This is a genomic window from Candidatus Methylacidiphilales bacterium (genome assembly GCA_033875315.1).
Taxonomy (GTDB): domain Bacteria; phylum Verrucomicrobiota; class Verrucomicrobiia; order Methylacidiphilales; family CAZTYG01; genus JANRJG01.
Map to the genome: position 1 here is coordinate 84,692 of JANRJG010000039.1, position 23,808 is coordinate 108,499.

A 23,808-nucleotide genomic window follows, 5' to 3' on the forward strand; every position below is an offset into this window, starting at 1 on the left:
CCGGCGGCCGGCCTTCAATCCAGCCTTTTCACTTCCACCGTGGCATTCAGCTCGTTTTCCACCTTCACCGGGGAAACATAACCGCCTTGGATCGGGTTGGCCCATTCCGGGTCGGCCGAGACCGCCACCGGAATGAAATCGCCGGTGCAGAAAATCCCGTTGGTCGGATCCACCCCTTTCCACCCCGCACCGGGCAGGTAGACCTCCACCCAGGCGTGCATGGCGTTCTCCGCCCGTCCGGTGTCGCTGCCGTGGACATGCAGGTAGCCGCTGACAAAGCGGGCCGCCAGGCCGAGTCTGCGCGCGCAGGCGATGAAGAGCACGCTGAAGTCGCGGCAGCTCCCGCCCTGGAGGAGGGTTTGCGCCGGTGTGCGGATGCCGGCTTCTTCGCGGCGTGAGTAGGCCAGGGAGGCGTGCAGGCTTTGGTTCAAACGGGCCAGCACATCGACCGTTCCCCCGGTCCAGCCGGAACCGGCATTCGCCTCCAGCCAGGCCACCACCGCCGCGTCCGGCACCTGCCCCGGTTGTTCCAGATAGGGCAGGAGGGCATGACGTTCTACCGGATGGTAAGGAAACGGGAAATGCGTCGCATGCCCGGCCAACAGGAAATCAAACGGATTGTCCTGGTGCATCGCCACCACCGCCTCCACGCGGATGACGAATTGCTTCGATTGCCCCTCCGGCTGGGCCACGGCGATGTGGTTTTCGTGCATGTCCCGGATCCAGCGGACGCGGGCCGATGGCATGAAACGGAGATCGAATTGCTCCACCCGGGCGTGGTGGTCCTCCCGGGGACGGAGCAGGATCAGGTGCTCGCTGAAACCGACCATTTCCTGATAACTGTACCGCGTGGTGTGCTGGATTTGGAAGCGCATGGATTGGACCGGGTGGGAGGGGGATTGGAATTGAAAGAGGCTTGGAAGGGTGAAGTGGAGGCAAGGAACTCGCTTGCGAAGCAGATTCTAGACCTGAATCAGTGGCGGGGCGAGTTTTCTCTGGGAATCAGGCCTCTGCCACGATAGAAAATCTTCCGATGATCTCGTCCAGCCTGCGCGGCATCCTGACCTACACCTCACGGTTTCGGGACCGCACCTTCGTACTTTCCGTCGACAGCGTGGTGCTCAGCCCCGACTCGCTGCGCAATCTTGTGCTCGATATCGCCGTTCTGCGTTCGGTCAACATCAACATCGTCGTTGTTCACGGCGCCAGCCGCCAGATCGAGGCCTATGCCACCCAGTTCGGCAGCACCCCGAGCAACATCGACGGCATGGGCGTGACCGACGCCGCCACCCTGCATCTGGCCATCACGGCCAGCAACGCCATCGCCCACGAACTCCTCGAAGCCTTCAGTGAGGCCGACCAGCGGGCCATGGTCAGCAACGCCATCATCGCCCACCCCGCCGGTATCGTCAGCGGGCGGGATCTCCAGCACACCGGCCGGGTCGAGCGGGTTGACGCCGAGTTCCTCCAGACATCGCTCAACCACGGCATCATCCCCATCATCCCACCCTTGGGCTTCGACGGAGAGGGCCGGACCTTCCGGGTCAATTCCGACGGAGTTGCCCTGGCGGTGGCCCGCGCCCTCAAAGCCGCCAAACTCATCTTTCTGGGCCCCAGCAACGGCGTCGCCATGGCCGGCAAGCTTTCCGCCCAGTTTTCCGTTGCCGAGGCCGATGCCTACGTGCGCAAGAACCGCGACACCGATCCGCCCGAGCTCATTTCCAAATTGGAACACGGCGTTGCCGCCTGCCTCAATGGCGTCAACCGGGCCCACATTGTCGATGGCCGCACCGAGGAAGCTCTGCTCCGGGAGGTTTTCTCCAATGAAGGGATCGGCACCATGGTTTACGCCAACGAGTACGAGGCCATCCGCAAGGCGAAGAAGCGCGATGTGCGGGCCATCCTCCGCTTGGTGCGGGAGTCCGTGCAAGCCCAGGAAGTGGTCCAGCGCAGCGAGCAGGAAATCACCTCGGAGATCGGGAATTTCTACGTCTACGAAATCGACAAGACCGTGCTCGGTTGCGCCGCACTCCATTTTTACGGCGTCGAGCCCAAGGTGGCCGAACTGGCCTGCGTGGTCGTTTCGTCCTCGCACGAGAACCAGGGGATCGGGCGCAAGCTCATGCACTTCCTCGAAAGCCGGGCCCGCGAGGCCGGGACGAAGCGGTTGATCGTGCTCTCCACCCGCACCTTCAACTATTTCCAGCAAAAAGGCGGCTTCGCCGAGGGCAGCGTCGAGATGCTGCCGCCCGAGCGGAAGCTGAAATACGATGCCAGCGGAAGGAACTCCAAGGTTCTCTACAAAGACCTTTGACCTCCTGGCTCATCGACCACCGGCGAAAAGCGCCAAGTAATTTGGTATTGATTGGTGCGTTCTGCTCTCGTTTCTCTTACTCGCTCTCGTGCTCGTTCTCTCCCATTCAGAGAGCACGAGAAGGAGAATGAGTTGGAGAACGAGTAGCTGATCAAATGCAAAAAGTTAGCAAAACAGCGTAGGAAGAACGCGGGAAAGTTGTTCAAGCGTGTTGTTGGAGAAGGCGCGGGATGAGTCCGCCGAAGCTGCCATTGCTCAGGACGGCGACGACATCGCCAGCCGTGGCTTCTTTCTGCATCAGGGCGACTAGGTCGTCGATTTCCGGGACATACCAGGCTTCGACGCCCAAGTCGCGGGTATCGGCCACCACTTTGGGGACGTCGAGGCCTTCGCCGGGCTTCAGTTGGCCGGCCCGGGCCACCTGGGTCAACACCACGCGGTCGGCCAAGGCCAGGGCCGCGGGCAGGTCGTTCTGGAAAACGGCCCGGCGGGTGGTGTTGGAACGGGGCTCGAAGAGGGCCCACAGCCGCCTTCCCGGATAGCGTACCCGCAGGGCTTGCAGGGTTTCCCGGATGGCCGTGGGGTGGTGGGCAAAGTCATCGATGACCGTAGCCCCGCGCGGCTCACCCCGGACTTCCATCCGGCGTTTGACTCCCTGGAAGGCCCTGAGGGCGGCGGCGATGTCGGGCAGGGGGATCTGGTAGTTGTGGGCCGCGGTGACGGCCATGGCGGTGTTGTGGACGTTGTGGCGGCCGTAGAGCGGGACGGTGAAGCGCTGGCCAAGCAGGGTGAAGTGGCTGCCTTCCGCGTCCTGGGTATGGTCGGTGATGCGCACTGCGGCGTTTTCACTGAAGCCCACCTCCACCAACTGGGCCCGGGCGTGGCGGGTGACTTCGAGGGCATTGGCATCGTCGGCGTTGAGCACGATCATGCCGTTGCCGGGGACGATGTTGACCAGGTGGCGGAAGGTTTTTTTGACCGCATGCAGGTCGTCGTAGATATCGGCGTGGTCGAATTCGACATTGTTGATGATGGCCAGTTCGGGGAGATAGTGGAGGAACTTGCTCCGTTTGTCGAAGAAGGCGGTGTCGTATTCGTCCCCCTCCAAAATCCAGTACTTCCCGTCCTGGCGTCGGCAGCCCTGGCCGAAATTGAGCGGGATGCCGCCGATCATGTAGCTGGGTTGGCGGCCGGTGTGCTGGAAGATCCAGGCCAGGAGCGAGGTGGTGGTGGTTTTGCCGTGGGTGCCGGTGACGACCAGGTTGTGGGTGTGGCGGAGATAGAAAAGCTTCAGGGTTTCCGGCAGCGAAAGGTAAAGCATTCGTTGGTCGAGGACGTGCTCCAATTCGGGGTTGCCCCGGGAAATGGCATTTCCGACGATGACCAGGTTGGGGAGGGGTTCGAGATTCGCGGGAGAATAACCCTCCCTGAGGACGATGCCCTTTTCCTGGAGGAAGGTGGACATGGGCGGGTAGACGCGTTCATCGGAGCCGGTGACGGTGTAGCCGTCGTCGCGGAGCATGGCAGCCACGGAGCCCATGGCGGTGCCGCAGATGCCGATGACGTGGATGTGACGGATGGGGGGGAAGGGCGACTCGGGCATGAAAAGGCACTCAGTTGATTGTTTTTATGCTGAACAGATGATTCGTGGTGTCACGGGAAACGTACCGACAATCGTGTTCTGTAAAGTTAGGCACAGTCCGACAGTCTTGAATGAACTTTCCCAGACCATGTTGAGTGCCATGTATAGGACTTCAATGGGTTTCTTGAATTAATGAGTTGCATGGTTGGGTCGGGTCCGCCCACAGAAACTTCACTCCTCAGGGTTTGGGTATGTCCAAATCCTTACAGATCTTCCGGGCCAGGATATCCGGCACTTATTGGTGACGGGGAACTGCGGAACGCCTGTTTTTGGCAAGATTGGCCCACCAAGAGTGGTTGCCTCCTTCCCGAATAAGTGTGCAGCCATGATCATGAAGGTGGCGCAGCAACTCGCGGCGTTTCATGCCGAAATGAGTTCTTCGGAATAATTGCCTTCAGCTGCTTTGCGCGCCTCTTCCCGGTTGAATTCCAGGGCTTCCAAAAGGATTTCCCGCAGGGAAACCATCAACTGGTCCTTGGTTTCAGCTTGGGCGTTGACTCCCGGTACTTCTTCAACCCAACCAACCCACCAAGGACCGGTTTGTTTGATAATGGCGGTGTATGAGGACTGCATAGGATCATCGTATCGACTAATCCACCGGAGGCAAGATCGGTGCTCCGCTCCACTAAACGCAAAACGGTCACCCTTGGGTGGTTGTTGCGGATTCCAAGTAGGTTGGGCCGGGGTTCAGCCCTTCTTGAGAAGGGGGAAGTCCGGTGCGCTCGTTTTCCGGGACGATGTAGCCTGCGGGAAGGGCGAGCGGGGCATGGATGGATCATGCCGCTGCGGGGCGTGTGGACAAGGAGAAGTGGGTGGGGTGCTACTTCTTCGGTGGATGTTCGGGCGCGGCTACTTTGCCCATGATCAGGGGAGTGTTGGGAGGGGATGGGGAGATGTCGGATGACGGTGGACGGACTTCCGCTTGAGGGGCGATTTCACCCAAGATCATGCGGCTGGAACCCGGGGGTGGCTGGGTCGTGGCGGGTGGGGTAGGCGGCTTGGCCGAGGAGGAACATCCGATACCCAACAATCCCAGCACAGCCGAGAGCAAGCCGACTGTCATGGGGCGGATCAGGCTCTGCACCCGGGTGAGAACCGGGGTGAAATGGATTTCCCCACGACTGCCGCACTCATAAGCCGCACAAAGGTTGCCTTTCTTCCACTGGAGCAGCAGGGCGGCCTCGGGGCGGCTCAACTTGGAAAGGTGGTGGACGTGTTTCGAACAGTGGGTGCAGAAACGCCGGGTTTCGCTTCCTTTCATCTCGGCCCACGATTTGGGGCAAGGGTTTTTGATGGTCAGGGTGCGGGTGCGGTCAATCATGGAGGTTCCTTTTCTCTATAACGATTGGACTGGGAGGAATCTTAGGCGGAATTATGCCGCTGGCGGTGGTTTCTAATCCCTTTATTTCCAATGGTTTCTGCTCTGTCCACTCTGTGTCCTCTGTGGTTCAACTGCATGGATCCGGATAAGCTTTTAGCGTGGAATCGACAGGTGGGGTCGCGTCTCTAAACTGCTGCGATGCCCAATGCCTCATCCATCCTGGTGGTGATCCCCGCCCTCAACGAGGCCGGAGCGATTGCCGGGGTGTTGGGCCGGTTGGCGGAGCAGGGGCTGCGTCGGGTGCGGGTGGTCGACAATGGGAGCACGGATGGGACGGATGGCACGGCGCTTCGGGCGGGTGCGGAAGTGGTCCATGAACCGTCGCGGGGCTATGGGCGGGCGTGTTGGACCGGTCTGCAAAATCTGCCGGATGGGGTGGAGTGGATTCTTTTCTGCGATGCCGACGGCAGTGATGCGTTGGAGGATCTGCCGCGCTTGTTGCGGGCGGCGGATGAGGGGGCGGTTTTTGTTTGCGGGGACCGGACGTCGACGGTGGAGGGCCGGGCGGTCATGACCCCGGTGCAGCGATTCGGAAATGCCCTCGCCACCTTCCTGATCCGTCTGGCCTGGGGAGCATCGTTCCGCGATCTGGGCCCCCTGCGCCTGGTTCGGCGTGATGCGCTGGAACGGATTGCGATGGAAGATCGCGGGTTCGGTTGGACGATTGAGATGCAGATCCGTGCGGCGGAACTGGGGTTGCGTTGGGCGGAGGTGCCGGTGGGCTACCACCGGAGGCGGGCGGGAAAATCGAAGATTTCCGGGAACCTGCGCGGAATGGTGGGGGCCGGGAGTGTCATCCTGGGCACCTGGGGCAAGTTTGTCCTGCGCAAGCGGACGGTGCAGCGGGCGTTGGCCTGGGGTTCGACCCTCCTTCTGCTGGCCGGGGCGGCGGCGGTGGCGTCGTCGGGGGATTTCGCCCGTTACGGGGTCCGTCCCCTGTTCTGGGCCGGTGCGTTGGCGCTGGTGTTGGGTTATGTCATTTCGTGGGCGTGGCGCGATGTGGGGAGGCGCGGTTTTCTTTTCCTGTCCCTCGGTCTGAGGGTGGTGATGTGGTTCATGTTCCCCGGGGACGATGTCTGGCGTTATCTTTGGGAAGGCCGGGTGCAGAATGCGGGGTTCAATCCCTACGTCCTGGCGCCGGCAGACCCGGCGCTGGCCGAGCTGCGGGATGACGCGTGGGCATTGATGCCGCACCGCGAAATCACGGCGATCTACCCGCCGCTGACCCAGGCCTTGATGCGCGTGGCAGCTTTGGGCGCGGGTTGGTGGTGGTTGAAGCTGATGGTGGCGGCGGCGGATTTCGGGGTGGCCGTGGTGCTGGCCCGGAGATTTGGACCGGCGCGGGCGACGCTCTACGCATGGTGTCCGTTGGTGTTGCTGGCCTTCGCGGGCGGGGGGCATTTCGACGCCTGGATGCTGTTGGCGATGGTGGTGGGGTGGCTGGCCTGGGACTCCGGGCGGATACGACTGGCGGTTCTGGCGTTGGGCGCGGCCTGTGGCATCAAGTATGTGGCGGCCCCCCTGCTGGCCTGGGTGTTGTGGAGGCAGTGGCGGGACCAAGGCACGCGCCGGGTGCTAGAACTTGCGGTATGGGCAATGTTGCCGACGTTGCTGGCCGTAATCTTGCTGCCGCCGCCCTGGGACCCGAGACTTTGGTTCCCCAAGGATTTTGCGGTGTATGCGCGGAGCGCGGATTTTCTTCCGCGGATCTTCAGCTGGATCTGGGAGCCTTCCCTGAGGATGAACCAGATCCACCTCATCCCCGCCGCACTGCTTGGGATGTGGGTGGTGTGGCGTTCCCCGACCCTGGCTGTGGCGGCGGAACGCTGGTTCATCGGGTTGCTCGTCCTTTCGCCGTTGGTGCATGCGTGGTATTTCACCTGGGGAATTCCCTTCGCCGTGGCAAGCGGCAGCCTGGGTTGGCGCCTGGCCGGAGTGAGTGCGTTGATTTACTTCCAACTGCAACAGTTGGCCTTCGTGCAGAAGGAGTGGTTGTTGGGCGTACCGCTTTGGTTGTTGCTGTGGGGGCCACCCCTGCTCGGATGGCTGTGGGACCAACGGAGGAAGGAACGATGAAACCTGGTGCGCAGGGACGGCGGACAACGGCCGCACTGATGCTCAAGGCGCCGGTGGCGGGCCGGGTGAAAACTCGACTGGCGGCGCAGATCGGCGCGGAGGAAGCCTGCCTCGCTTACCGTTCACTGGCGTCCTGGCAATGCCGCGTGGTGCCGGTGGAATGGGATTTGGTGGTGCATCATGATCCCCCCGATGCGGGGCCGGTGATGCGGGCCTGGCTGGGGGACCGGCCGGTTTACCGTCCACAGGTGTCCGGTGATCTGGGCGATCGTTTGTTGGGGGCTTTGGAGTCGCATGATTTTTCCCTGGGCGCACTGGTTTTTCTTGGCGGGGATTGTCCGTATCTGGATGCCGGGATTTTGCGGCAGGCGGAGGCGTGCCTGAACGGAGGGGCGGAGGTGGTCTTGGGGCCGGCGCGCGACGGAGGCTATGTCCTTCTGGGTCTGGGTGCGGCGCACCGGGGTTTGTTTGAGCGGATCGAATGGAGCACGCCGCGCGTGCTGGAGCAAACCTGCGCACGGGCGAAGGCGGCTGGCTTGTCCGTGCATTTGCTGGAGGAGTCTGAAGACGTGGATGATGCCGCTTCGTGGGACCGGGCAAGGTCGTCCGGCTGGAACGGCGGGGCCGGATCGTGTGCGGATGGCGCCCGGGGGTGAGGCGATATCAGGCGGTTGTGAGCGCGCCACCGCAGGACGATCCACAGCCGGCGGTGCAACCGAAACAATGTTCGCCCAAAGCCACCGGGCGGTCCTCGAGAGTGGCCGGGTCCAGGTCCCAGAGAAAGAGTGGCCGGGGATTGGTCCACTGCATGCCGAGTTGCTGGTTGAAATCGCAGTCATAGACTTCGCCGCGCCAGCCAATGTTGAGGGTATTGCGGCACATCAGGCCGGGGATAGTGGCGGGGTTGAAGGCCTGGCGGAGGGTGTCCATGTAGGCGACGAACTTACCGTTGTGCCGGAGCCAGGTGGCGAAACGCGCGATGGGCATGTTGGTGATGGTGTAAAGGCGGTGGAAATCGATTCCGAAGTGTTGCTTGAGCTCGCGCTTGTAATCGGCTTCCAGTTCTTCCTGCAGACCTGGAAGAGAGGCGCCGATGGGGTTGTAGACGAGGTGGAGGGGGAGTTGTTCGGTTCTGCCGTAGCCGAGGCTGTTGAGTTGTTTCAGGGCGGTGATACTGGCCTCGAAGACGCCGTCCCCACGTTGGGCGTTGACGTTTTCCGGTGAGTAACACGGCATGGAGGCGACGATCTCAACTTGGTGTTCCTTGAGGAAAGCGGCCATGTCTTCATAACCGGGTTCGAGGAGGATGGTGAGGTTGCAGCGATCGATCACCCGTCGTCCCTGGGCACTGAGGCTGGAGACCAGCCAACGGAAATCGGGGATCATTTCCGGGGCGCCTCCGGTGAGGTCGACGGTGGTGATGTCGGTGGGGGCGAGCCAATCCAGGATGCGCTCAAGGGTGGGCCGGGTGATGATTTCCTTGCGGGCCGGGCCGGCGTTGACGTGGCAGTGAGAACAGGTGAGGTTGCAAAGCTTGCCGGTGTTGATCTGGAGGATTTCTGTGCGCGCACGGCGGAGCGCCACGTTCTGGTGGCGAAGCGTATCGGCAAAAGACAGGGTGGGCGGTTGCATGGCCGTAGGGATGCTCGGGGAGGATGTTCGACCGTCCGGGCTTGGTCAAACCTGGGTCGGATGGGCGGAAGTGTAGGCGGGTTTAAGGAATGCGGTGTAGATTCTCCCACCGATGAGACCTCCGAATATGGGGGCGAGGATGTACACAGTCAGCCATCCCCAGCCATTGGTGGTGAAAGGTATGCTGCCCCAGCCCGCTAGCGATGAAAACAGCCGGGGGCCGAGGTCGCGCGCCGGATTGAAACACGCCATGGTCAGGGGACCGAGCAGGGAGATGAGCAGGGTGACCGTCAGACCGATGGTCAGGGCGGTGAGGATCTGGGGGCGTCCGGAATTGCGGGCATCGGTGCAGGCGAAGATGACCAGCAGCAGGATGGCGGTGCCGATGACTTCGGCGCCGATGGCGGCGGTGTGGGTCATGAGCTGCCGGGACTCAGTAGTGAGGGGTTGTCCGCCCGGGTTGGGGAAGTATTCCCCGAAGATCATGGCGGTGGCTTCGCTGCCGGGGGCGCCGCGCTCGATGCCGTGCCCCGCCTCATAGGTGCGGAGGGCATCACCGAAGATGAGGAAGAGGACGGCTGCAGCCAGGAATGCAGCCACGAGTTGGGTGGCGATGTAGGGCAGGACCCTGGAGCGGGGGAAGCCGCCAAAGACGGTCATGGCGATGGTGACGGCGGGATTGAGATGGGCCCCGCTGAGGGAGCCGGTCAGGTAAATGGCGGTGGCGATGCCAAGGCCCCAAACGATGGCGACCTGGAACACGCCGACCTGGGCCCCGGTGAGGACGGCAGCGCAGACGCTGCCGCACCCGAAGAAAACGAGGAGGAAGGTGCCAAGCGACTCACCGATGAACCATGAGGGCAGATTTTTCATGCGCGTCACTTTATGAGGATTGGTGTGGGGGTGGAACCGTATTCCATTGGGCTTAAGCCTTCAGCAGCAACCGCCCCCATCGCAGCACTGGGAGGCTTCAGTGGTGGCGCTGTAGTCCTGGCCTTTTGTTTCCTTGGGATGGCGGCGGCTGGTGCGCGAGCAATCGAAAGGGCGGGCATCGGCGAGGGGGATGTCGACGAGCGGATCAAGGAAGGTGAAGCAGTCCCCGTAGGGGGTTTTCTTGTACAAGTTGTAGGTTTTGTCGCAAACGGCGTAGCGGACACCGCGCTCCATGCGATGGCCGTCGTCGTCGAGGACTTCCTTGAAGGGCCCCTTGTAGATGACGGCCTGGTTGCGCTCGAAGCAGGGTCCTTGTTTGCCCTTGAAGGCCTCGATGGTCATGGAGCGGAACTCAATGCCCTCCACCGTGCGCCAGGGGGTGGTGTCGAGTTTGAGGATGCGGACGCCGTAGAATCCGGCTGCGGTGAAGGCGTTGAGGAAACCTTCCTCGGTCAGCGCACCCGACAGGCAACCGGACCAAAGTTCGGGGTCCTGTTGGAGTTGCTCGGGCACTTCCTCGTCGCTGACGATGTCGGAAATGACCGCACGGCCCCCGATTTTCAGCACGCGGAAGATTTCCGCGAACAGATCGCGTTTGGAGCGCGAGTCCACCAGGTTGAGGACGCAGTTGGAAACAACGACATCGACGGATTCCGAGGCGACGAGCGGGCGGGTGGCGCGAAGTTCGGCGGCGAGGGCGTCGGCGGCCAGGAAGGCGTCGGCACTGGTGATGGGATTTTTCTTCAATTCGGAGTCCAGCGCCTCGAGGTCGAGGGCCAGGTCCTGGATGCGGCCCTTGCGGAACTCGACGTTGCCGTAACCGATGTTGCGGGCCACGACAGGGGCATTGCGGCGGGCGACCTCGAGCATGTCGTCGGTCATGTCGATGCCGATGACACGCCCCTCGGGGCCGACGACCTGGGAGGCGATGAAACAGATTTTCCCGGTTCCGGAGCCGAGGTCGAGGACGGTTTCACCGCGGCGGAGGTGGCGGCTGGGGTCGCCGCAACCGTAATCGCGCTCGATGACTTCCTGGGGGATGGCAGTGAGGTATTGTTTGTCGTAATCGACCGGGCAGCACAGGGCGGCTTCGGCCTCGCGTGCTCCGGCCGCGTAGCGTTGCTTGACGGCTGTTTCGATGTTCATGGATGTATGTTACGGGGTTGGGATTGGATGGTAAAGCTACCGGATGTCTAGGGTGATTCGTTGAGGGACCAATCGTAGGGTTGGAATCCGATGTGGGTGTCGGTGGGGAGGGGTTTGGGGAGGTGTTGGTTGAGGAAGGTGCGGACGCCCGCCTGGCCTCCGAAATCTGCGGCGTACCAATTGAAAATCTCTGAAAAGAGCCATGGGTTGTCTTTTCCATCGGGACGGGCACCAAGGGGGGAGGCAAGGAAGCGACGGGCGGCATCGTTGAGCTGGGCCTCGATCCGGGCGGGGTCGTAGGGTTCGGCGCGCAGGGGCGGGCAGCTCCGGCTGGCGCAATTGATGGCGAAATGAATCCTGGGATCGCGGAAGGTGGCGAGGAGGTGTTTCTTTTCCAGGTCGTTCAGGCTGACGGGCTGGCCGGCGATTTGGAAACGCGCTTGTGAAAAGAAACCGAAATTGGGGGCGATGTCGCGGACACCGGAGATGGGGTAGGCGGCGAGGATGCCGGAAAGCACATGGATGTTGTAGGCGTTGATGAGGAAGGCCTTGGCGGTGGCGGGATCGCCGGGGACGGGGAGGGTGGCCATGGTCCGGGCGAGGTTGGCCAGGGCCTGGGTGTCCTCGGTGGATTGTTTCCAGGCGCGGTAGCGCACGCCGTCCGGTTTGGCGTATCGGGAGAGGAGGGCTTCATAAGTGCCGGCAGGGGCCGTTGCTGAGGCGGCGGAGACTAGAATGAGGAGGAGGGCGAAGACTTTGGGTGCCATATCCAGGAGCGAAGTGTGAGGTGAACGGCTTCGATTTTTGTGATGATCAGTGGGAGGCCTCGCGCATGCGGACAGGGGAAGCGGCGAGGCGGTCGAGGATGGGTTGTTTTTCGCTGTCAAGGTGTCCGAAAGCAAGGACGCCGGTCGGGCATTGTTGCACGCAGGCCGAGCAACGGACGCATTCCGGATCCTGCATGGGCAGGCCCTTGTTGGCAAAGTTCATGATGTCGATGCCCTGGTGGCAGACCGAGGTGCAGACGTTGCAGGAGATGCACTTGGACTTTTCAGCGAAGATCCGGAAGCGGGAGAAACGGGCATAAATATGCATGAGGGCGGCGAGGGGACAGGCGAAGCGGCACCAAGCGCGGCCGGAATACCAAAAGTAGAAGCCATAGCCGAGGATGCCGGCGAGTAAGAGGTCGACGAACCAGGCATAATTGATGACAGGGAGGTGGTGGAAGCCCTGCTCGAAAGCGTAGGCGGCCCAGGAGACGCCAGCCCAGCCGAGGATGCGGAGGATCATGAGGAGCGCGGCGAAGGCGAGGATGGCCTGGCCGAGCATGTTGAGGCGGTTCCAAGCGGGACCGTGGGGCATCTTGTGGCGGTGTTGGTCGCCCAGGGTTTCGGCGAGGGCCCCGCAGGAACAGATCCACCCACAATACGCACCCTTGCCCCAGCGCCAGACGAGGAGCGGAATGAGGACGAAGGTTTGGAGGAAGCCCACGATGAGCCAGCCGGTGAGGGGTTGTTGTGTGAACCAGTTGTAGACGAAGAGGGGCCAGGCGAGCACCAGTCCGTAGGCTCGCCAGTATTCGCGGCCATGGCCGTAGGAAACGGCCGGGAAAAACTCGTCGGCGACGGCGCGGGCCCACCCGTGGTCGAAGAGTCCCTGGTGGCCGAGGAAGGGCAGGATGATTTCCGGGAGAAGGAAGAGGGGCAGGCACTGCATGGCGGTGAGGGAAAGGGTCTGGGCGGTGACGTAGGGGGTCTTGCGACGGCGGATGCGCCGGATGCCGAAAGTGATGATGATGAGGGAATAGGCAAGGGTGTAGTAGAAAGAAGGACCGGAGGCGGAGATCTTGAGCGTGCCGAGGAGGGTGGAGGGATCGGCGGCGGAGGGCAGAAGGGACTGGATCCAGGCCCAAAGCATGGCGGGATTCCAATTGAGCCAGGGGGGCAGCTTGCCAATGAAGGGGATTTCCTTTCCGCCTTTCCAGTGATAGAGCCAGGTGCAGAAGAGGAGGAAGGCGCCCATGGCGGCGAAATCCAATGGTTTCCACTCTCCGCGGATGGGGATGCCGGAGCGGCGGAAGAATTCCAAGGGGGCCTCGCGTCCGATCATGGCGAAGACGTGGTCGTTGGGGATGGTTTCGGTGGATCCGTCGGGGTGGCGGAGGCTGGCGTTTTCCGGGCCGACGGCGGCGATTTCGGTACCGAGGGCGAGGCGGAGGGACCCCGGGGCGGCATCGCCGCGCATGGAGGACGAGGCGGCAGTGGTGATGCGTTCGGAGGTGGGACGTTCGACGGCGGCCTCGGCCATGGGATCGCGGGAGAGGCGCTGGATCTGGGCGAGGTTGTCCGGTTTGGGGCGGGAGAATTCCTTCTTGCGGTAAGACAGGGTGGTGTGGGCACCGCAGGCGGTGAGGGCGATGGCGGCTTCGAGGGCGGAGTCGCCCCCGCCGACGACGAGCACTTGTTTTCCGGCGTAGTCGCGGGGGTCGTGGAGGCGGTTGGTGACCTTGGCGAGGTCTTCACCCGGGCAGCCGAGTTTGCGGAAGTTGCCGCTTCGTCCGATGGCGACGATGGCGCGGCGGGCGGAGATGGTTTTGCCTCCGGCGAGGTGAAGTTCGATGGATTGGGGGCGGGCGGAGAGGCATTCGACGCGTTCGGTGTGCGGGGTGATGCCGGCCTGAAGGCGTTGGGCTTCCATTTCGGCGAGGAGGGATTCTTTGTCGGCGGCGGTGATTTGGAAGGAGCCGGCCGGGGTCATGCCGGTGGGGTAGGTGTAGATGGGTTTGCCCTTGGGGAAATTGGCGATGGTGAAGAAGGGACCGGAGGGTTCGAAGAGCACGAAGTCGAGTCCGCGCGCGCGGGCCTCGATGGCGGCGGCGATGCCGGCCACCCCACCGCCGATGATGGCCAGATCATGGGTGGCGGGTTCCTTCGAGGCTCCAGAGGTGGCGAGTTCGGTGGCAACGGCCTGGGCGGCTTTGGCCCCGCCGTCGATGGCGAATTTGAGGAGGGGGATGCCGGTGAGATCGCCGACGATGCGGACACCGGGGACGGCACAGGTACCGTCCTCGTGGACGAGGGGGAGTTTTTCCACAACGCCGGCGGGCCAGCGGGTGTGCAACCAGTGCGTGTAGCGTGTGAGGAAGGCGGTCAGCATGGATGTTTGAGATTACACGGTGCGGGTTATTCCCGATAAATTGACCCGAGTGCCCCGGGACGCGAGCCTGAAATTCGGGTTGCGCCTGGCGGACGGGCAACCCATCCGGCAAGGGTGAACGAGGGTGGGACAGCGGCGCGGGGGCAAAAAAACGGCCATCCGTTTCCGGATGGCCGTGGTAAGGTCGCGGTAGTGGCGCGGGGGCTCAGCCTTTTTTCAGGAGGGGGAGTCCGGTGCGCTCGTTCTCCGAAACGATATAACCGGCGGGGAGAGCGTCGAGGGCGCCTTCTTTGACTTCGCCGGCGAAGTAGTAAAGGGTGACGGTTTTGCCGCCCTTGAGGGGTTGGACGCGGCTGTGCAGGTGGTAGGTCTTGCCGCTTTTTTTGCTGATGACGCTGAAGGCCATGGGGAATCTCCGGGTTGGGGGTGGGGTGAATGGATTGGGATGAAGCAGGCGGCCCGGATACTCAGATCAGGCCGGCGGCTTTGAGGGTGGAATAGGCCCCGTTTTTGTCGAGGGTCTTGAGTCCGCGGGCAGAGAGCTTGACGCGGACGAACTTCTTGAGTTCGGGAACCCAGATGCGTTTTTCCTGGAGGTTGGGCAGGAAGGTGCGGGGGGTGTTGGACGTGACGTGGGTACCGATCCCTCCTTTTTTCTTGGCTTTACCGCTGCGGTTGATGCGGTGGCCTTGGGAGGGTTTGGCTTGGGTGATGGCGCAGGAACGGGACATGGCGGGACTCCGGGGTGGTTATTTGACGAGCAGCAGGTTGCGCGCGCGTTTGATTTCTTGGGTCAGTTTGCGATGGAGCTTGGAAGGCATGCCGGTGATGCGGCGGGGCAGGATCTTGCCGCTCTCGGTGACGAATTTTTTCAGCAGGTCCGGATTGCGGTAATCCAGGGCCTCGGTGCTGACATCGATGCGCTTCTTGTTGACAATGCGGCCGGAACGGCGGCGCTTGGTTTTGCCTTTGACGATCTTGCTTCCCATAATCTTATTCTTTCAGTTTCTGGCTTTCTTCCTCGGAATCGTCTTCTTCTTCGAAGAAGTTTTCCGCCGAATCCATGAATTGGGGGGCGGTGTCCCAGCGGTTTTTGCCTTTTTGTTCGCGCTCGAGCTGTTCCTGGCACTGGACGGTGTAGCGGGCGAAAGGGATGGCTTCCATCCGCTCAACCGGGATGGCCTCGCCGGACATTTCGCAGATCCCGTAGGTGTTCTGCTCGATGCGTTTGAGGGCTTCCTCGATTTCATACAGGGCGTCCTGTTCCTGGGAAAGGAGGCTGAGGGCGAAATCTTTTTCGTAAGCGTCACTGCCGGCGTCGGCCTGGTGCATGCCGAAGGCGGATGAGGGGGCGTTGTCGGTGGACTTGAGGCTGTCGTTGGCCACGCCCTGCATCTGGTCGAGGATATGGTCGCGGAGTTCGAGGAGGTTCTTGCGTTGTTTCTCGAGGAACTTCGGATTGAGGGGCCGGGGTTTGGCTGAAGCGGGTTTGGTGCCGGGGGCAGGGAGGACGAAAGGTCGTTTGGCCGAACCCTTGATGGGGAATCGCGGACCGGCAGGAATCGGAGCGACAACCGACTTGGCCGGGGCTTTTTTGGCCGGGGAGGGGGCTGGCGATTTGGCTTTTTTGGACTCGGGCTTGGCAGACGGGGTCGCCTTGGCGGATTTGGCAGATTTTGCAGACTTGGAAGGTTGAGGCATTTTGGCCGATTTGGCCCCCTTGGGCTTGGTTGTCGCCGGGGCCTTTTTCGGGGCTTTGGCGGGTTTGGTGCTCGGCTTGGAAATGGCCTTGGCAGGCTTCGATTTACCCTTGGCGACAGGCTTCCCCTTGGACTTGGGCTTCGATGCTTTGGCTTTCTTCCCGGACATAAGAGCAGAAAGGTCTAGCGCAGCCACCCCGGGTTGCCAACAGGTTTTTTCAAATTCCGCAAGGCCCTACCGGGCAGCCCCCGAGTCGCTCAGGCCGTGCCATCAACCGGGGCCGGGCCCGGGGTCTGGGGGAAGAACAAATAGGTCGGGTGTTTGAGACAGTTTTCATACTGTTCGAGCCATTGCATCCCCTCATTGGGCTTGAGCACGTCACCCCGGATGGCCTGGTCGATCTGAGATTTCATCATACGGGAGAGCTGGGTCGGTTCGTATTGCACGTCCGCCAGCACCTGGCCGATGGTGTACCCAGGGATGACTTCCTCGATGTAAAAGCCCTCTTCCTCATCCTCATCCAGGAATACATGGACCTCGGTGACCGGGCCGAAGAGGTTGTGCAGGTCGCCCATGACGTCCTGGTAGGCCCCCATGAGGAAGAAGCCGAGGACGTAGGGTTCCCCGTTGAGGGCATGCATGGGGAGGGTTTCGCGGACATCGAGGTCGTCGATGAAGCGGTCGATCTTGCCATCGGAATCGCAGGTGATGTCGACCAGGGTGGCGTTGTGGGCCGGGGCCTCGTTGAGGCGGTGGATGGGGGCGATGGGGAACAACTGGTCCAAGGCCCAGTGGTCGATGAGCGACTGGAAGACGGAGAAATTGCAAAGGAACTGGTCGCCGAGTTGGGTGCGGAGTTCCCTGACTTCCTCGGGGATGGATTTGTTGCCCTCGTAATAGCGGACAATTTTTTCCGCCAGATGCCAGAAGGCGGTTTCGATCTTGGCCTTGGTTTCCAGGTCCATCAGGCCGAGTTCGAAGCGCGACAGGGTCTCCTCCTTGATTTGGAGGGCCTGGTGGAGGCTTTCGCTGCGGTTGCGCTTGTTGAGTTTCTCAATGAGGTCGGAAAGCTCGCGCACCATCTTGTGATCGTCCGCGGCGGCGGGCACCGGCGAACCTTTGGTTTTTTCGATGGCCCCGAAGACCTCGACCAGCAGGACCGAATGGTGGGCCACGACGGCCCGGCCCCCTTCGCTGACGATGTGCGGGTGGGGGACCTTTTCCTCTTCACAGACACTGGAGATGTTGCTGACCACGGTGCGGGTGTATTCGCCCAGGGTGTAATTGGTCGAGCTTTCGCTGGATGTGCGGCTTCCGTCGTAGTCGATACCAAGGCCGCCGCCGACGTCGAGGTAGCTGAGTTTGAAGCCGAGTTTGTAGAGTTTGGCATAGTAGCGGGTGGCTTCGCGGACGGCCTTTTTGACCGTGAGGATGTCGGGGATTTGGGAGCCGACATGGAAATGAAGGAGTTGGAAGGCGTCCTCCATGCCTTTTTCCTTGAGCAGGCGCGCTGCTTCCAACATGTCGGAAGTGGAAAGGCCGAATTTCGCCCCTTCCCCGCCGGAGAGGGCCCACTTGCCGGCCCCTTTGGTCTGGAGGCGGACGCGGATGCCGATGAGCGGTTTGACGTTGAGGCGTTCGGCTTGTTCGATGATGCGTTGGAGTTCCTCGATCTTCTCGACCACCATGATGACTTTCTTGTTCAACTTGCGGCCGAGGAGGGCCATCTGGATGAATTCGGGATCCTTGTAGCCGTTGCAAATGAGGAGGCTTTCCGGGTCCTCGTGGATGGCCAACCCGGCCATGAGCTCGGGCTTGCTTCCGACTTCGAGCCCGAAGTGGTAGGGCTTGCCGGCATCGGCGATCTCCTCCACCACTTCGCGGAGCTGGTTGACCTTGATCGGGAAAACCCCGCGGTACTGGCCGCCGTAGTTCATTTCCTCGATGGCCTTGGCGAAGGCCTCGTTGATGGTGCGAACGCGGTGGCGGAGCAGGTCGTGGAAACGGACGAGGATGGGGAGGTGGATGGCGCGCTGGCGGGCCTCGCGGACGACGCGGTGGATGCTGAGGCCGGGGCCCTCGGTTTGGAGCGGGTGGACGCAGATCTCGCCCTCGCCGTTGACACTGAAATAGTCCGCTCCCCAGCGGTCGATGTTGTAGGCCTGGGTGGCCTGCTCGATGGTCCAGGCCGATTCGCGCTTCTGCATGGTGCCGTTATAACCCCCGAAGTGCGCTTGGCAACGGGGGCGATGAAATATTTTCGCTGCGATCCTGGCCGGGAGGGTGGCTTGTCTTTTCGGTCCGCGCTCCTAGGGTGGGGGGATGGAAGGAACGCACGAGGTCAGGATCGTCGGCTTGGTGCCCTCGCAGAACGGGATCACGGTGTTCCTGGGCAACGAGGAGAAGACCTTCAGCATCCACGTCGACCACGGGGTGGGGACCAATATCGCCATTCTTTTGAAAGGAGAAAAACGGGAGCGTCCCCTGACCCACGACCTGATCGGCCTGATTTTCTCCTCCTTCGGCATCACGGTGGAGCGCATTGTCATCAACGACCTGCGCAACGACACCTACTTCGCCCGCATCACCCTCAAGGCCCGCAACGAAGTGCACAACAAGATCACCGAGATCGATGCCCGTCCGAGCGACTGTCTGGCCATCGCGCTGCAGGCGGGCAAGCCGGTTTACGTGGCCGACCGGGTTTGGAACCAAGTGAGTGACATCAGCTCGATGCTGGAGCGGATCAAGGAGAAGATGGAGGAAGAGGGGAAAGATCCGGATGGCGATGCCGAGGCCGATGCGGGTGAGGAAGAGACTTAGAGCCTTTTCCATTCAATTCGCGACAGTTCCCACTCGTTTTTCTTACTCGATCTCGTGCTCACTCTCTCCATCCCCGGGAGAACGAGAATGAGAAAGAGTACGAGAACGATCAGGGGATGAATCGCAAAACTTGCAAAACATTCTAGCCGGGAAGATCGTTACTTGTCGCCCTTGAAGTCGCGGTAGTTGCCGCCGAAGCGCTTGGTGATTTCGCGCAGATAATCACGGTCTTTATCCGAGACCGAATAGCCGACGACGTGGATGGTGGGCTTCTCCTGGCCCCGGGATTTGTAGAGCTCGTTGTAAAGATTGGACAGATAATCCAGGAGTTCCTCCCGGGTAAAGGTGTTCGCACCACGATAGGCCCCAGGGGGGGGATTGTCGTATTCTGGTCTCGTCGGCAGGCCCTTGTAGCCTTCGATCCACCACACCCATTCCTTTTCCCTTCCCTCAACGGCGGCATTCATCCTGGCCATTTCCTGCCGCATTTCTGCGATGATGGCCTTGTTCTTCTCGTAGTAATCGCGGCGCATGATTTCCCAAGCGGCGATTTCCTTGGCGTTCTTCTCCCGCAACTTGGCCCACTCGGCGTTTTCCTTCTCAGTGAACGGACGTTGCACGTTGGGGGTTCCGTCGGTGAGGATGAAGATGGTGTCGCAGCCGGATTCGAAAGCACCGGTCAGGGCCAGGTCCATGCGGGTTTGTCCAGAGAAGCCGGCCATGCGCTGGCTGCGGTAGTTCAGGAGGATGTTGCCGAATTTGTTCGTCATGTAGGGAGCGATCCAGGTGGCGAATTCTGCTTTGTAGCGGTCCGATCCGGGCACAGCGCGCGGCTTGAAGGCGTCGACGTTGGAATCGAAGATGAAGACATTGAATTCCGACGAACCGTCCAGGCCTTGGATCATGCGGATGAGTTCCTGTTTGAGTTTGTCGTAACCGGCCTTGCCGCCGCGGCTTGCCAAAACCATGCTGCCAGAGGCATCGAGCAGGAAGGCGACCCGGCGGGCCTCGGCCTTGATGCCGAAGAATTGGACCACGGACTGTTTGCCGGCGGGGTTGGAAACGTCGGAAACCGCCGCCGGCTTCATTTCGATGTTTTGCGAGAGGCTGTTGATACTGGTCACACTGGCTGCGGGCGAGATGTTGAATGCCGAGGGGCTGGGGGCGGAAGAGATGATCAGGTCATTGGCCAGGGAGTCGTTGGTGGGGGTCGGGGTTTCCGCGGAGCTGGGCGCGAGGTCGTTGGTCGGCTGGGGGGTGTCCGGCATTTCCGTGATTTCTTCGGGCGGGGCCATCATGACCGTCTCATCGGCACCGGGGTCAACCAGGCCATCGGCCGAATTGAAGACCGTCTTGGGCACCACGCCTTCGAAAATGACATAGCCGCCCACGAGCAGGAGGGCGGCGCTGTGCAAGATGATGGAAAGGGCGAAGGCGCCGATGGAGGCTTTGGCCGTGCCTTCATTGGACGAGGATTCGCGGGCGGGCGTTTGTATTTCTTCCGACATCACCAAAGTATTGCCAAAAAGACGATGCTGGGCAAGTGCAACGCGATGGTGGGTGGCAGGAATGGGCAACTGGAGGGGGGAGGGACAAATTGGGATGGTCAGCCGCGAAAGGGCCGTTACGATGGCCGTTTTTATACGCCCCGTGAAAATCGTCACATCGCCCCGAATGATGCAGCGCCTGGCCCTGGATTGGCGTGCCAGCGGGGAAAAGTTGGTGCTGGTGCCCACCATGGGGGCGCTCCACGAAGGGCATCTGAGTCTGGTCCGGCGGGCTCGCAACTTGGGGGACCGGGTGGTGGTGAGCATCTACGTGAATCCCCGCCAATTCGGACCCCGGGAAGATTTTTCGCGTTATCCCCGTCCCGCTGCTCGGGATCGGGCCCTTTGCCGGACATCCGGGGTGGATGTGGTGTTTTCCCCCCGGGATTTGTATCTTCCGGACGATTCGACCGTGGTCGCAGAAAAAGCTTTGTCGGCGGGACGATGCGGGCGTTCGCGCCCGGGGCATTTCGACGGGGTGACCACGGTGGTGGCCAAGCTTTTTCTCATCGTTCAACCGGACCTCGCCGTCTTCGGACAGAAAGACGCCCAGCAATGCGAGGTGATTGAAAGGATGGTGAGGGATCTTTGGTTTCCGATCCGGGTGGTGCGGGTCCCCACCCACCGGGATGGACGGGGATTGGCGATGAGTTCCCGCAATGCGTACCTTTCCCGGGAAGCGTACGAACAGGCGCTGGCCTTTCCCCGACTGCTCCGCCAAGCGGCCCGTGGCGCCCTTTCCGCGGGGGCGGCTGAGCGGGCCGGGGTCCGGTTGTTGTCGCGATCGCCGGGACTGCGGGTGGATTATGTGGAGTGGTCCGGGGGCAGGCTTTGTGCGGCGGTCTTCTGTGGCGGGACCCGGCTGATCGACAATGTTTCCTGTCCGATCAAGGCCCGTGGAGCATCATGAAAGGCTTCCGACTACGGTGGACCTTAGTCCTTCTGTTGGCCTTGGGAACGATGGTCCATGCGGCCGACCCGGTGTGGGAAGAAGTGAGGCTGCGGGGAAGGTCCTATGTGACGTTGGAATCGTTCGCGAAGTTCTACGGTCTCACGGTCCCGGAGATTCCCAACGACGACTATTTTGAATTGAAAGGCAAGGGTTTGAGCGTGGTCTTCCGCCCGAATTCCAATGAATGCGTGCTCAATGGCAGTAAGGTGTGGATGAGCTTCCCGCTGGGTTTGGATGAGCAGGGGCGCACGCTCGTCTCCAAAGCCGACGTCATCATGCTTTTCGAACCGCTCATCCACAAAGAAAAGGCGGTCCCCCCGCGCCCCTTCCGCGGGGTGATCCTGGACCCCGGGCATGGGGGGGCGGACAATGGGGCCCGGACGCGGGATGGCTACCAGGAAAAAACCGCCGCCCTTGATACGGCCCGCCGCTTGGAACGGATGCTCAAGGAAGCGGGCATTCCCTCGGTCATGACCCGGACGACCGATGTCTTCATCACGTTGGAGGACCGGGCGGCGTTCACCCTGCGCTATCCGGGTTATATCTTTGTCAGTCTGCACTACAATTCCGGTCCCCGGGTGTCGCATGGGGTCGAAACCTTCGCCCTCTCGCCCCAGGGAACCCCTTCCACTTCCTCGCAGGGGATTTTGCGGACCTCGGATCTCGACAGCAACCCGGGCAATCGGATGAATTATCACAACATTCTGCTGGCGGATTTTGTCCACCGGAAAATCGCCCTTTTGCATAGCCGGGCCGGCGACCGCGGGGTGAAACGCGCGCGATTCGTGGTACTGCGTGAAAGCCACGCCCCTGCCGTTCTGGTCGAGGGGGGATTCATGAGCAACACCGTCGATGCTGGACTCATCTCCGACGGAGCTTACCGCGAAAAAATAGCGGCGGCCGTTTATGAGGGATTGAAGGCCTATGTCCGCGTGGTGGATCCCGGGCATGTCTGGGTCCGGCCTCCCCCAACGGCCCCCGTTCCCGCTCCCGCTCCAGTTCCTACGCCCACTCCCGCTCCCGCACCCGCTCCGCCACCGGTGGCCGTTCCCGTTCCCGTGCCCGAAACTTCCACGACGGCGCCCACGCCACCTCAGATTCCAACTCCATCCACGCCCCCTGCCGCGGTGGAGGCTCCTCCGGCGGTTCCAGTGCCGGAAGAATCCGCCGCCCCGGCCCCTCAACCCGTCGAACCCGCGCAACCCGTGGAACCCTCGCCTGCCGTTCCCGCGCCACCGCCGCCCCCCCCGGAGCCTGCGCCCGTCCCGCCTGCCCCGGAAAGCCCGCAACCCGAACAGGAAGCGAAACCATGAACGATTCCCGTCCCATCGGTATTTTTGATTCCGGTGTCGGTGGATTGACCGTGGTCCGGGCCATTGAAGAAATCCTGCCTTCGGAACGGTTGGTTTACGTCGGCGACACCGCCCGGGTTCCCTATGGCAACAAGTCCGAGGCCACCATCACCCGCTACAGCCGGGAAATTGCCCGTTTTCTCGTGGCCGGCGATGTGAAGATGATTGTGGTCGCCTGCAACACAGCCTCGGCCTTTGCCCTGGAGACCCTGCGCCGGGAATGCACGGTGCCGGTCTTGGGCGTGATCGAGCCTGGGGTGGAAGCAGCGGTGGCGGCCAGCCCGCAGGGTCGCATCGGGATCATCGGTACGGCCGGAACCATTGGCAGCGGGGTGTACCAGAATTTGATCCTCCAACGCCTGCCCGCTGCCCAGTTGACCTCGTTGCCCACTCCCCTGTTGGTGCCGTTGATCGAGGAAGATTGGCTGGACCACGAGGTGACGGCATTGGTGCTGCGCGAATACTTGCGTCCGATGGAGGAGGCCGGGGTGGACACCCTGGTCCTGGCCTGCACCCATTACCCGCTGCTCAAACCCGTGCTTTCCCGCCTGCTCGGCCCGGGGCGGATTTTGGTCGATTCGGCCTTCGCCTGTGCGCAGTCGGTGCGGCGCTATCTCCATGGCCACGGGATGCTGGCGGCGACGGAGGGGGTCGGGGGAACCGAGGTTTACCTGACCGACCTGCCCGCCCATTTCGGACGCATGGCGGAGCGTTTCCTCAAACACCCGGTGCGGCGGATTGAAAAAGTGGCGTTGGATTCGGTTTGAGATTAAAGACGGCTCTAGGGGGTGTCCGAATAAGCTCCAAGCCGGGAAAATGAAGTTCACCGCAAAGGACGCGAAGAACGCGAAGCAGAAACTTTTGGCATCGATGGTCCTAAGGAGTAATCCAACCCCGATGAAAATCAGGGTTGGACTTGAACTCACCGATTGGTGAATCGAAAATTTGCTTAGTCCAAACCCCAATGACTTCGCGAACTTCGCGCTCTTCGTGGTAAATCCACTGCATCGTTCAGACTAGAGCATTTCCGGATCATATAGACACATAATGTGCATGAGTGAAGTAGTTGATACATTCTTGTGGAGTGAACAGTGACAAGCAGTCTGCGACCGCCCGCATGAGTTCTTCGTAGGTTCTTGCACAAGCCCGGCGTAAG

At 61.6% G+C, this 23,808-nt stretch carries 22 protein-coding genes; 7 read left to right on the plus strand and 15 right to left on the minus strand.

The genetic code is table 11. The features are described 5' to 3' along the window. Positions 1 to 14: 14 nt before the first annotated feature. Positions 15 to 875 (minus strand): transglutaminase family protein, encoded by an 861-nt coding sequence (locus SFU85_12260; GenBank protein MDX6767549.1) that lies wholly within the window; start codon positions 873 to 875, stop codon positions 15 to 17. Between the two features lie 158 nt (positions 876 to 1,033). Here SFU85_12260 and argA point away from each other — a divergent pair, with 158 nt between their 5' ends. Beyond that, a complete protein-coding gene (gene argA / locus SFU85_12265; GenBank protein ID MDX6767550.1) occupies positions 1,034 to 2,314 on the plus strand; it encodes an amino-acid N-acetyltransferase in 1,281 nt (426 codons plus the stop codon). Between the two features lie 202 nt (positions 2,315 to 2,516). Here the strand turns inward: argA and mpl are convergent, their stop codons facing one another. The 3 genes from mpl to SFU85_12280 form a co-directional block, all read right to left on the minus strand. Beyond that, positions 2,517 to 3,917, minus strand: coding sequence for a UDP-N-acetylmuramate:L-alanyl-gamma-D-glutamyl-meso-diaminopimelate ligase (gene mpl, locus SFU85_12270; protein MDX6767551.1), 1,401 nt, complete (start codon positions 3,915 to 3,917; stop codon positions 2,517 to 2,519). A 399-nt stretch (positions 3,918 to 4,316) separates the two neighbouring features. Next, complete coding sequence (locus tag SFU85_12275) at positions 4,317 to 4,529, minus strand: hypothetical protein (GenBank protein ID MDX6767552.1); 213 nt, start codon at positions 4,527 to 4,529, stop codon at positions 4,317 to 4,319. Between the two features lie 247 nt (positions 4,530 to 4,776). Continuing rightward, complete coding sequence (locus SFU85_12280; protein MDX6767553.1) at positions 4,777 to 5,277, minus strand: hypothetical protein; 501 nt, start codon at positions 5,275 to 5,277, stop codon at positions 4,777 to 4,779. A 198-nt stretch (positions 5,278 to 5,475) separates the two neighbouring features. Here SFU85_12280 and SFU85_12285 point away from each other — a divergent pair, with 198 nt between their 5' ends. Together SFU85_12285 and SFU85_12290 are read left to right on the plus strand one after the other, a co-directional pair. Beyond that, a complete protein-coding gene (locus SFU85_12285) occupies positions 5,476 to 7,413 on the plus strand; it encodes a glycosyltransferase family 2 protein (protein ID MDX6767554.1) in 1,938 nt (645 codons plus the stop codon). Then, positions 7,410 to 8,069, plus strand: coding sequence for a TIGR04282 family arsenosugar biosynthesis glycosyltransferase (locus SFU85_12290; protein ID MDX6767555.1), 660 nt, complete (start codon positions 7,410 to 7,412; stop codon positions 8,067 to 8,069). The genes SFU85_12285 and SFU85_12290 overlap by 4 nt, the downstream gene beginning before the upstream one ends. Positions 8,070 to 8,076: 7 nt before the next feature. Here the strand turns inward: SFU85_12290 and arsS are convergent, their stop codons facing one another. The 10 genes from arsS to speA all read right to left on the minus strand — a co-directional run bounded on the left by arsS (position 8,077) and on the right by speA (position 18,188). Next, positions 8,077 to 9,045: an arsenosugar biosynthesis radical SAM protein ArsS gene (arsS, locus tag SFU85_12295; GenBank protein ID MDX6767556.1), complete on the minus strand. Its 969-nt coding sequence runs from the start codon at positions 9,043 to 9,045 to the stop codon at positions 8,077 to 8,079. Between the two features lie 45 nt (positions 9,046 to 9,090). Continuing rightward, the gene (locus SFU85_12300) at positions 9,091 to 9,918 is read right to left on the minus strand and encodes an MIP/aquaporin family protein (GenBank protein MDX6767557.1); all 828 of its coding nucleotides are present in this window, start codon (positions 9,916 to 9,918) and stop codon (positions 9,091 to 9,093) included. A 60-nt stretch (positions 9,919 to 9,978) separates the two neighbouring features. Continuing rightward, entirely contained in the window at positions 9,979 to 11,124 is a 1,146-nt protein-coding gene (locus tag SFU85_12305; GenBank protein MDX6767558.1) for a methyltransferase domain-containing protein, read from the minus strand. A gap of 47 nt (positions 11,125 to 11,171) precedes the next feature. Then, positions 11,172 to 11,891: a DUF547 domain-containing protein gene (locus SFU85_12310; protein MDX6767559.1), complete on the minus strand. Its 720-nt coding sequence runs from the start codon at positions 11,889 to 11,891 to the stop codon at positions 11,172 to 11,174. Positions 11,892 to 11,937: 46 nt separating this feature from the next. Continuing rightward, positions 11,938 to 14,280 carry an NAD(P)-binding domain-containing protein gene (locus SFU85_12315; GenBank protein ID MDX6767560.1) on the minus strand — a complete coding sequence of 781 codons (2,343 nt, stop codon included), beginning with the start codon at positions 14,278 to 14,280 and terminating at the stop codon, positions 11,938 to 11,940. A 205-nt stretch (positions 14,281 to 14,485) separates the two neighbouring features. Beyond that, positions 14,486 to 14,686, minus strand: coding sequence for a hypothetical protein (locus SFU85_12320; GenBank protein MDX6767561.1), 201 nt, complete (start codon positions 14,684 to 14,686; stop codon positions 14,486 to 14,488). A gap of 61 nt (positions 14,687 to 14,747) precedes the next feature. After that, the gene (gene rpmB, locus SFU85_12325; protein MDX6767562.1) at positions 14,748 to 15,011 is read right to left on the minus strand and encodes a 50S ribosomal protein L28; all 264 of its coding nucleotides are present in this window, start codon (positions 15,009 to 15,011) and stop codon (positions 14,748 to 14,750) included. An 18-nt stretch (positions 15,012 to 15,029) separates the two neighbouring features. Continuing rightward, on the minus strand, positions 15,030 to 15,269 hold the full coding sequence (gene rpsR / locus SFU85_12330; protein MDX6767563.1) for a 30S ribosomal protein S18: 240 nt from the start codon (positions 15,267 to 15,269) through the stop codon (positions 15,030 to 15,032). Positions 15,270 to 15,273: 4 nt separating this feature from the next. Then, positions 15,274 to 16,149, minus strand: coding sequence for a TraR/DksA C4-type zinc finger protein (locus SFU85_12335; GenBank protein MDX6767564.1), 876 nt, complete (start codon positions 16,147 to 16,149; stop codon positions 15,274 to 15,276). An 89-nt stretch (positions 16,150 to 16,238) separates the two neighbouring features. Further along, positions 16,239 to 18,188, minus strand: a complete 1,950-nt coding sequence (gene speA / locus SFU85_12340; protein ID MDX6767565.1) for a biosynthetic arginine decarboxylase — start codon at positions 18,186 to 18,188, stop codon at positions 16,239 to 16,241. 115 nt (positions 18,189 to 18,303) lie between these two features. Here speA and SFU85_12345 point away from each other — a divergent pair, with 115 nt between their 5' ends. Then, complete coding sequence (locus tag SFU85_12345; protein ID MDX6767566.1) at positions 18,304 to 18,801, plus strand: bifunctional nuclease family protein; 498 nt, start codon at positions 18,304 to 18,306, stop codon at positions 18,799 to 18,801. A gap of 158 nt (positions 18,802 to 18,959) precedes the next feature. Here SFU85_12345 and SFU85_12350 read toward each other — a convergent pair whose 3' ends face one another. Then, positions 18,960 to 20,309: a hypothetical protein gene (locus tag SFU85_12350; GenBank protein MDX6767567.1), complete on the minus strand. Its 1,350-nt coding sequence runs from the start codon at positions 20,307 to 20,309 to the stop codon at positions 18,960 to 18,962. Positions 20,310 to 20,451: 142 nt separating this feature from the next. Between SFU85_12350 and panC the strand changes: the two genes are divergently transcribed. The 3 genes from panC to murI are packed head-to-tail and all read left to right on the plus strand — an operon-like array spanning position 20,452 to position 23,419. Next, positions 20,452 to 21,258 carry a pantoate--beta-alanine ligase gene (gene panC, locus SFU85_12355; GenBank protein ID MDX6767568.1) on the plus strand — a complete coding sequence of 269 codons (807 nt, stop codon included), beginning with the start codon at positions 20,452 to 20,454 and terminating at the stop codon, positions 21,256 to 21,258. Beyond that, on the plus strand, positions 21,255 to 22,613 hold the full coding sequence (locus tag SFU85_12360; GenBank protein MDX6767569.1) for an N-acetylmuramoyl-L-alanine amidase: 1,359 nt from the start codon (positions 21,255 to 21,257) through the stop codon (positions 22,611 to 22,613). Before panC ends, SFU85_12360 begins: the two co-directional genes overlap by 4 nt. Next, the gene (murI, locus tag SFU85_12365) at positions 22,610 to 23,419 is read left to right on the plus strand and encodes a glutamate racemase (GenBank protein MDX6767570.1); all 810 of its coding nucleotides are present in this window, start codon (positions 22,610 to 22,612) and stop codon (positions 23,417 to 23,419) included. Before SFU85_12360 ends, murI begins: the two co-directional genes overlap by 4 nt. Positions 23,420 to 23,808: the final 389 nt, after the last annotated feature.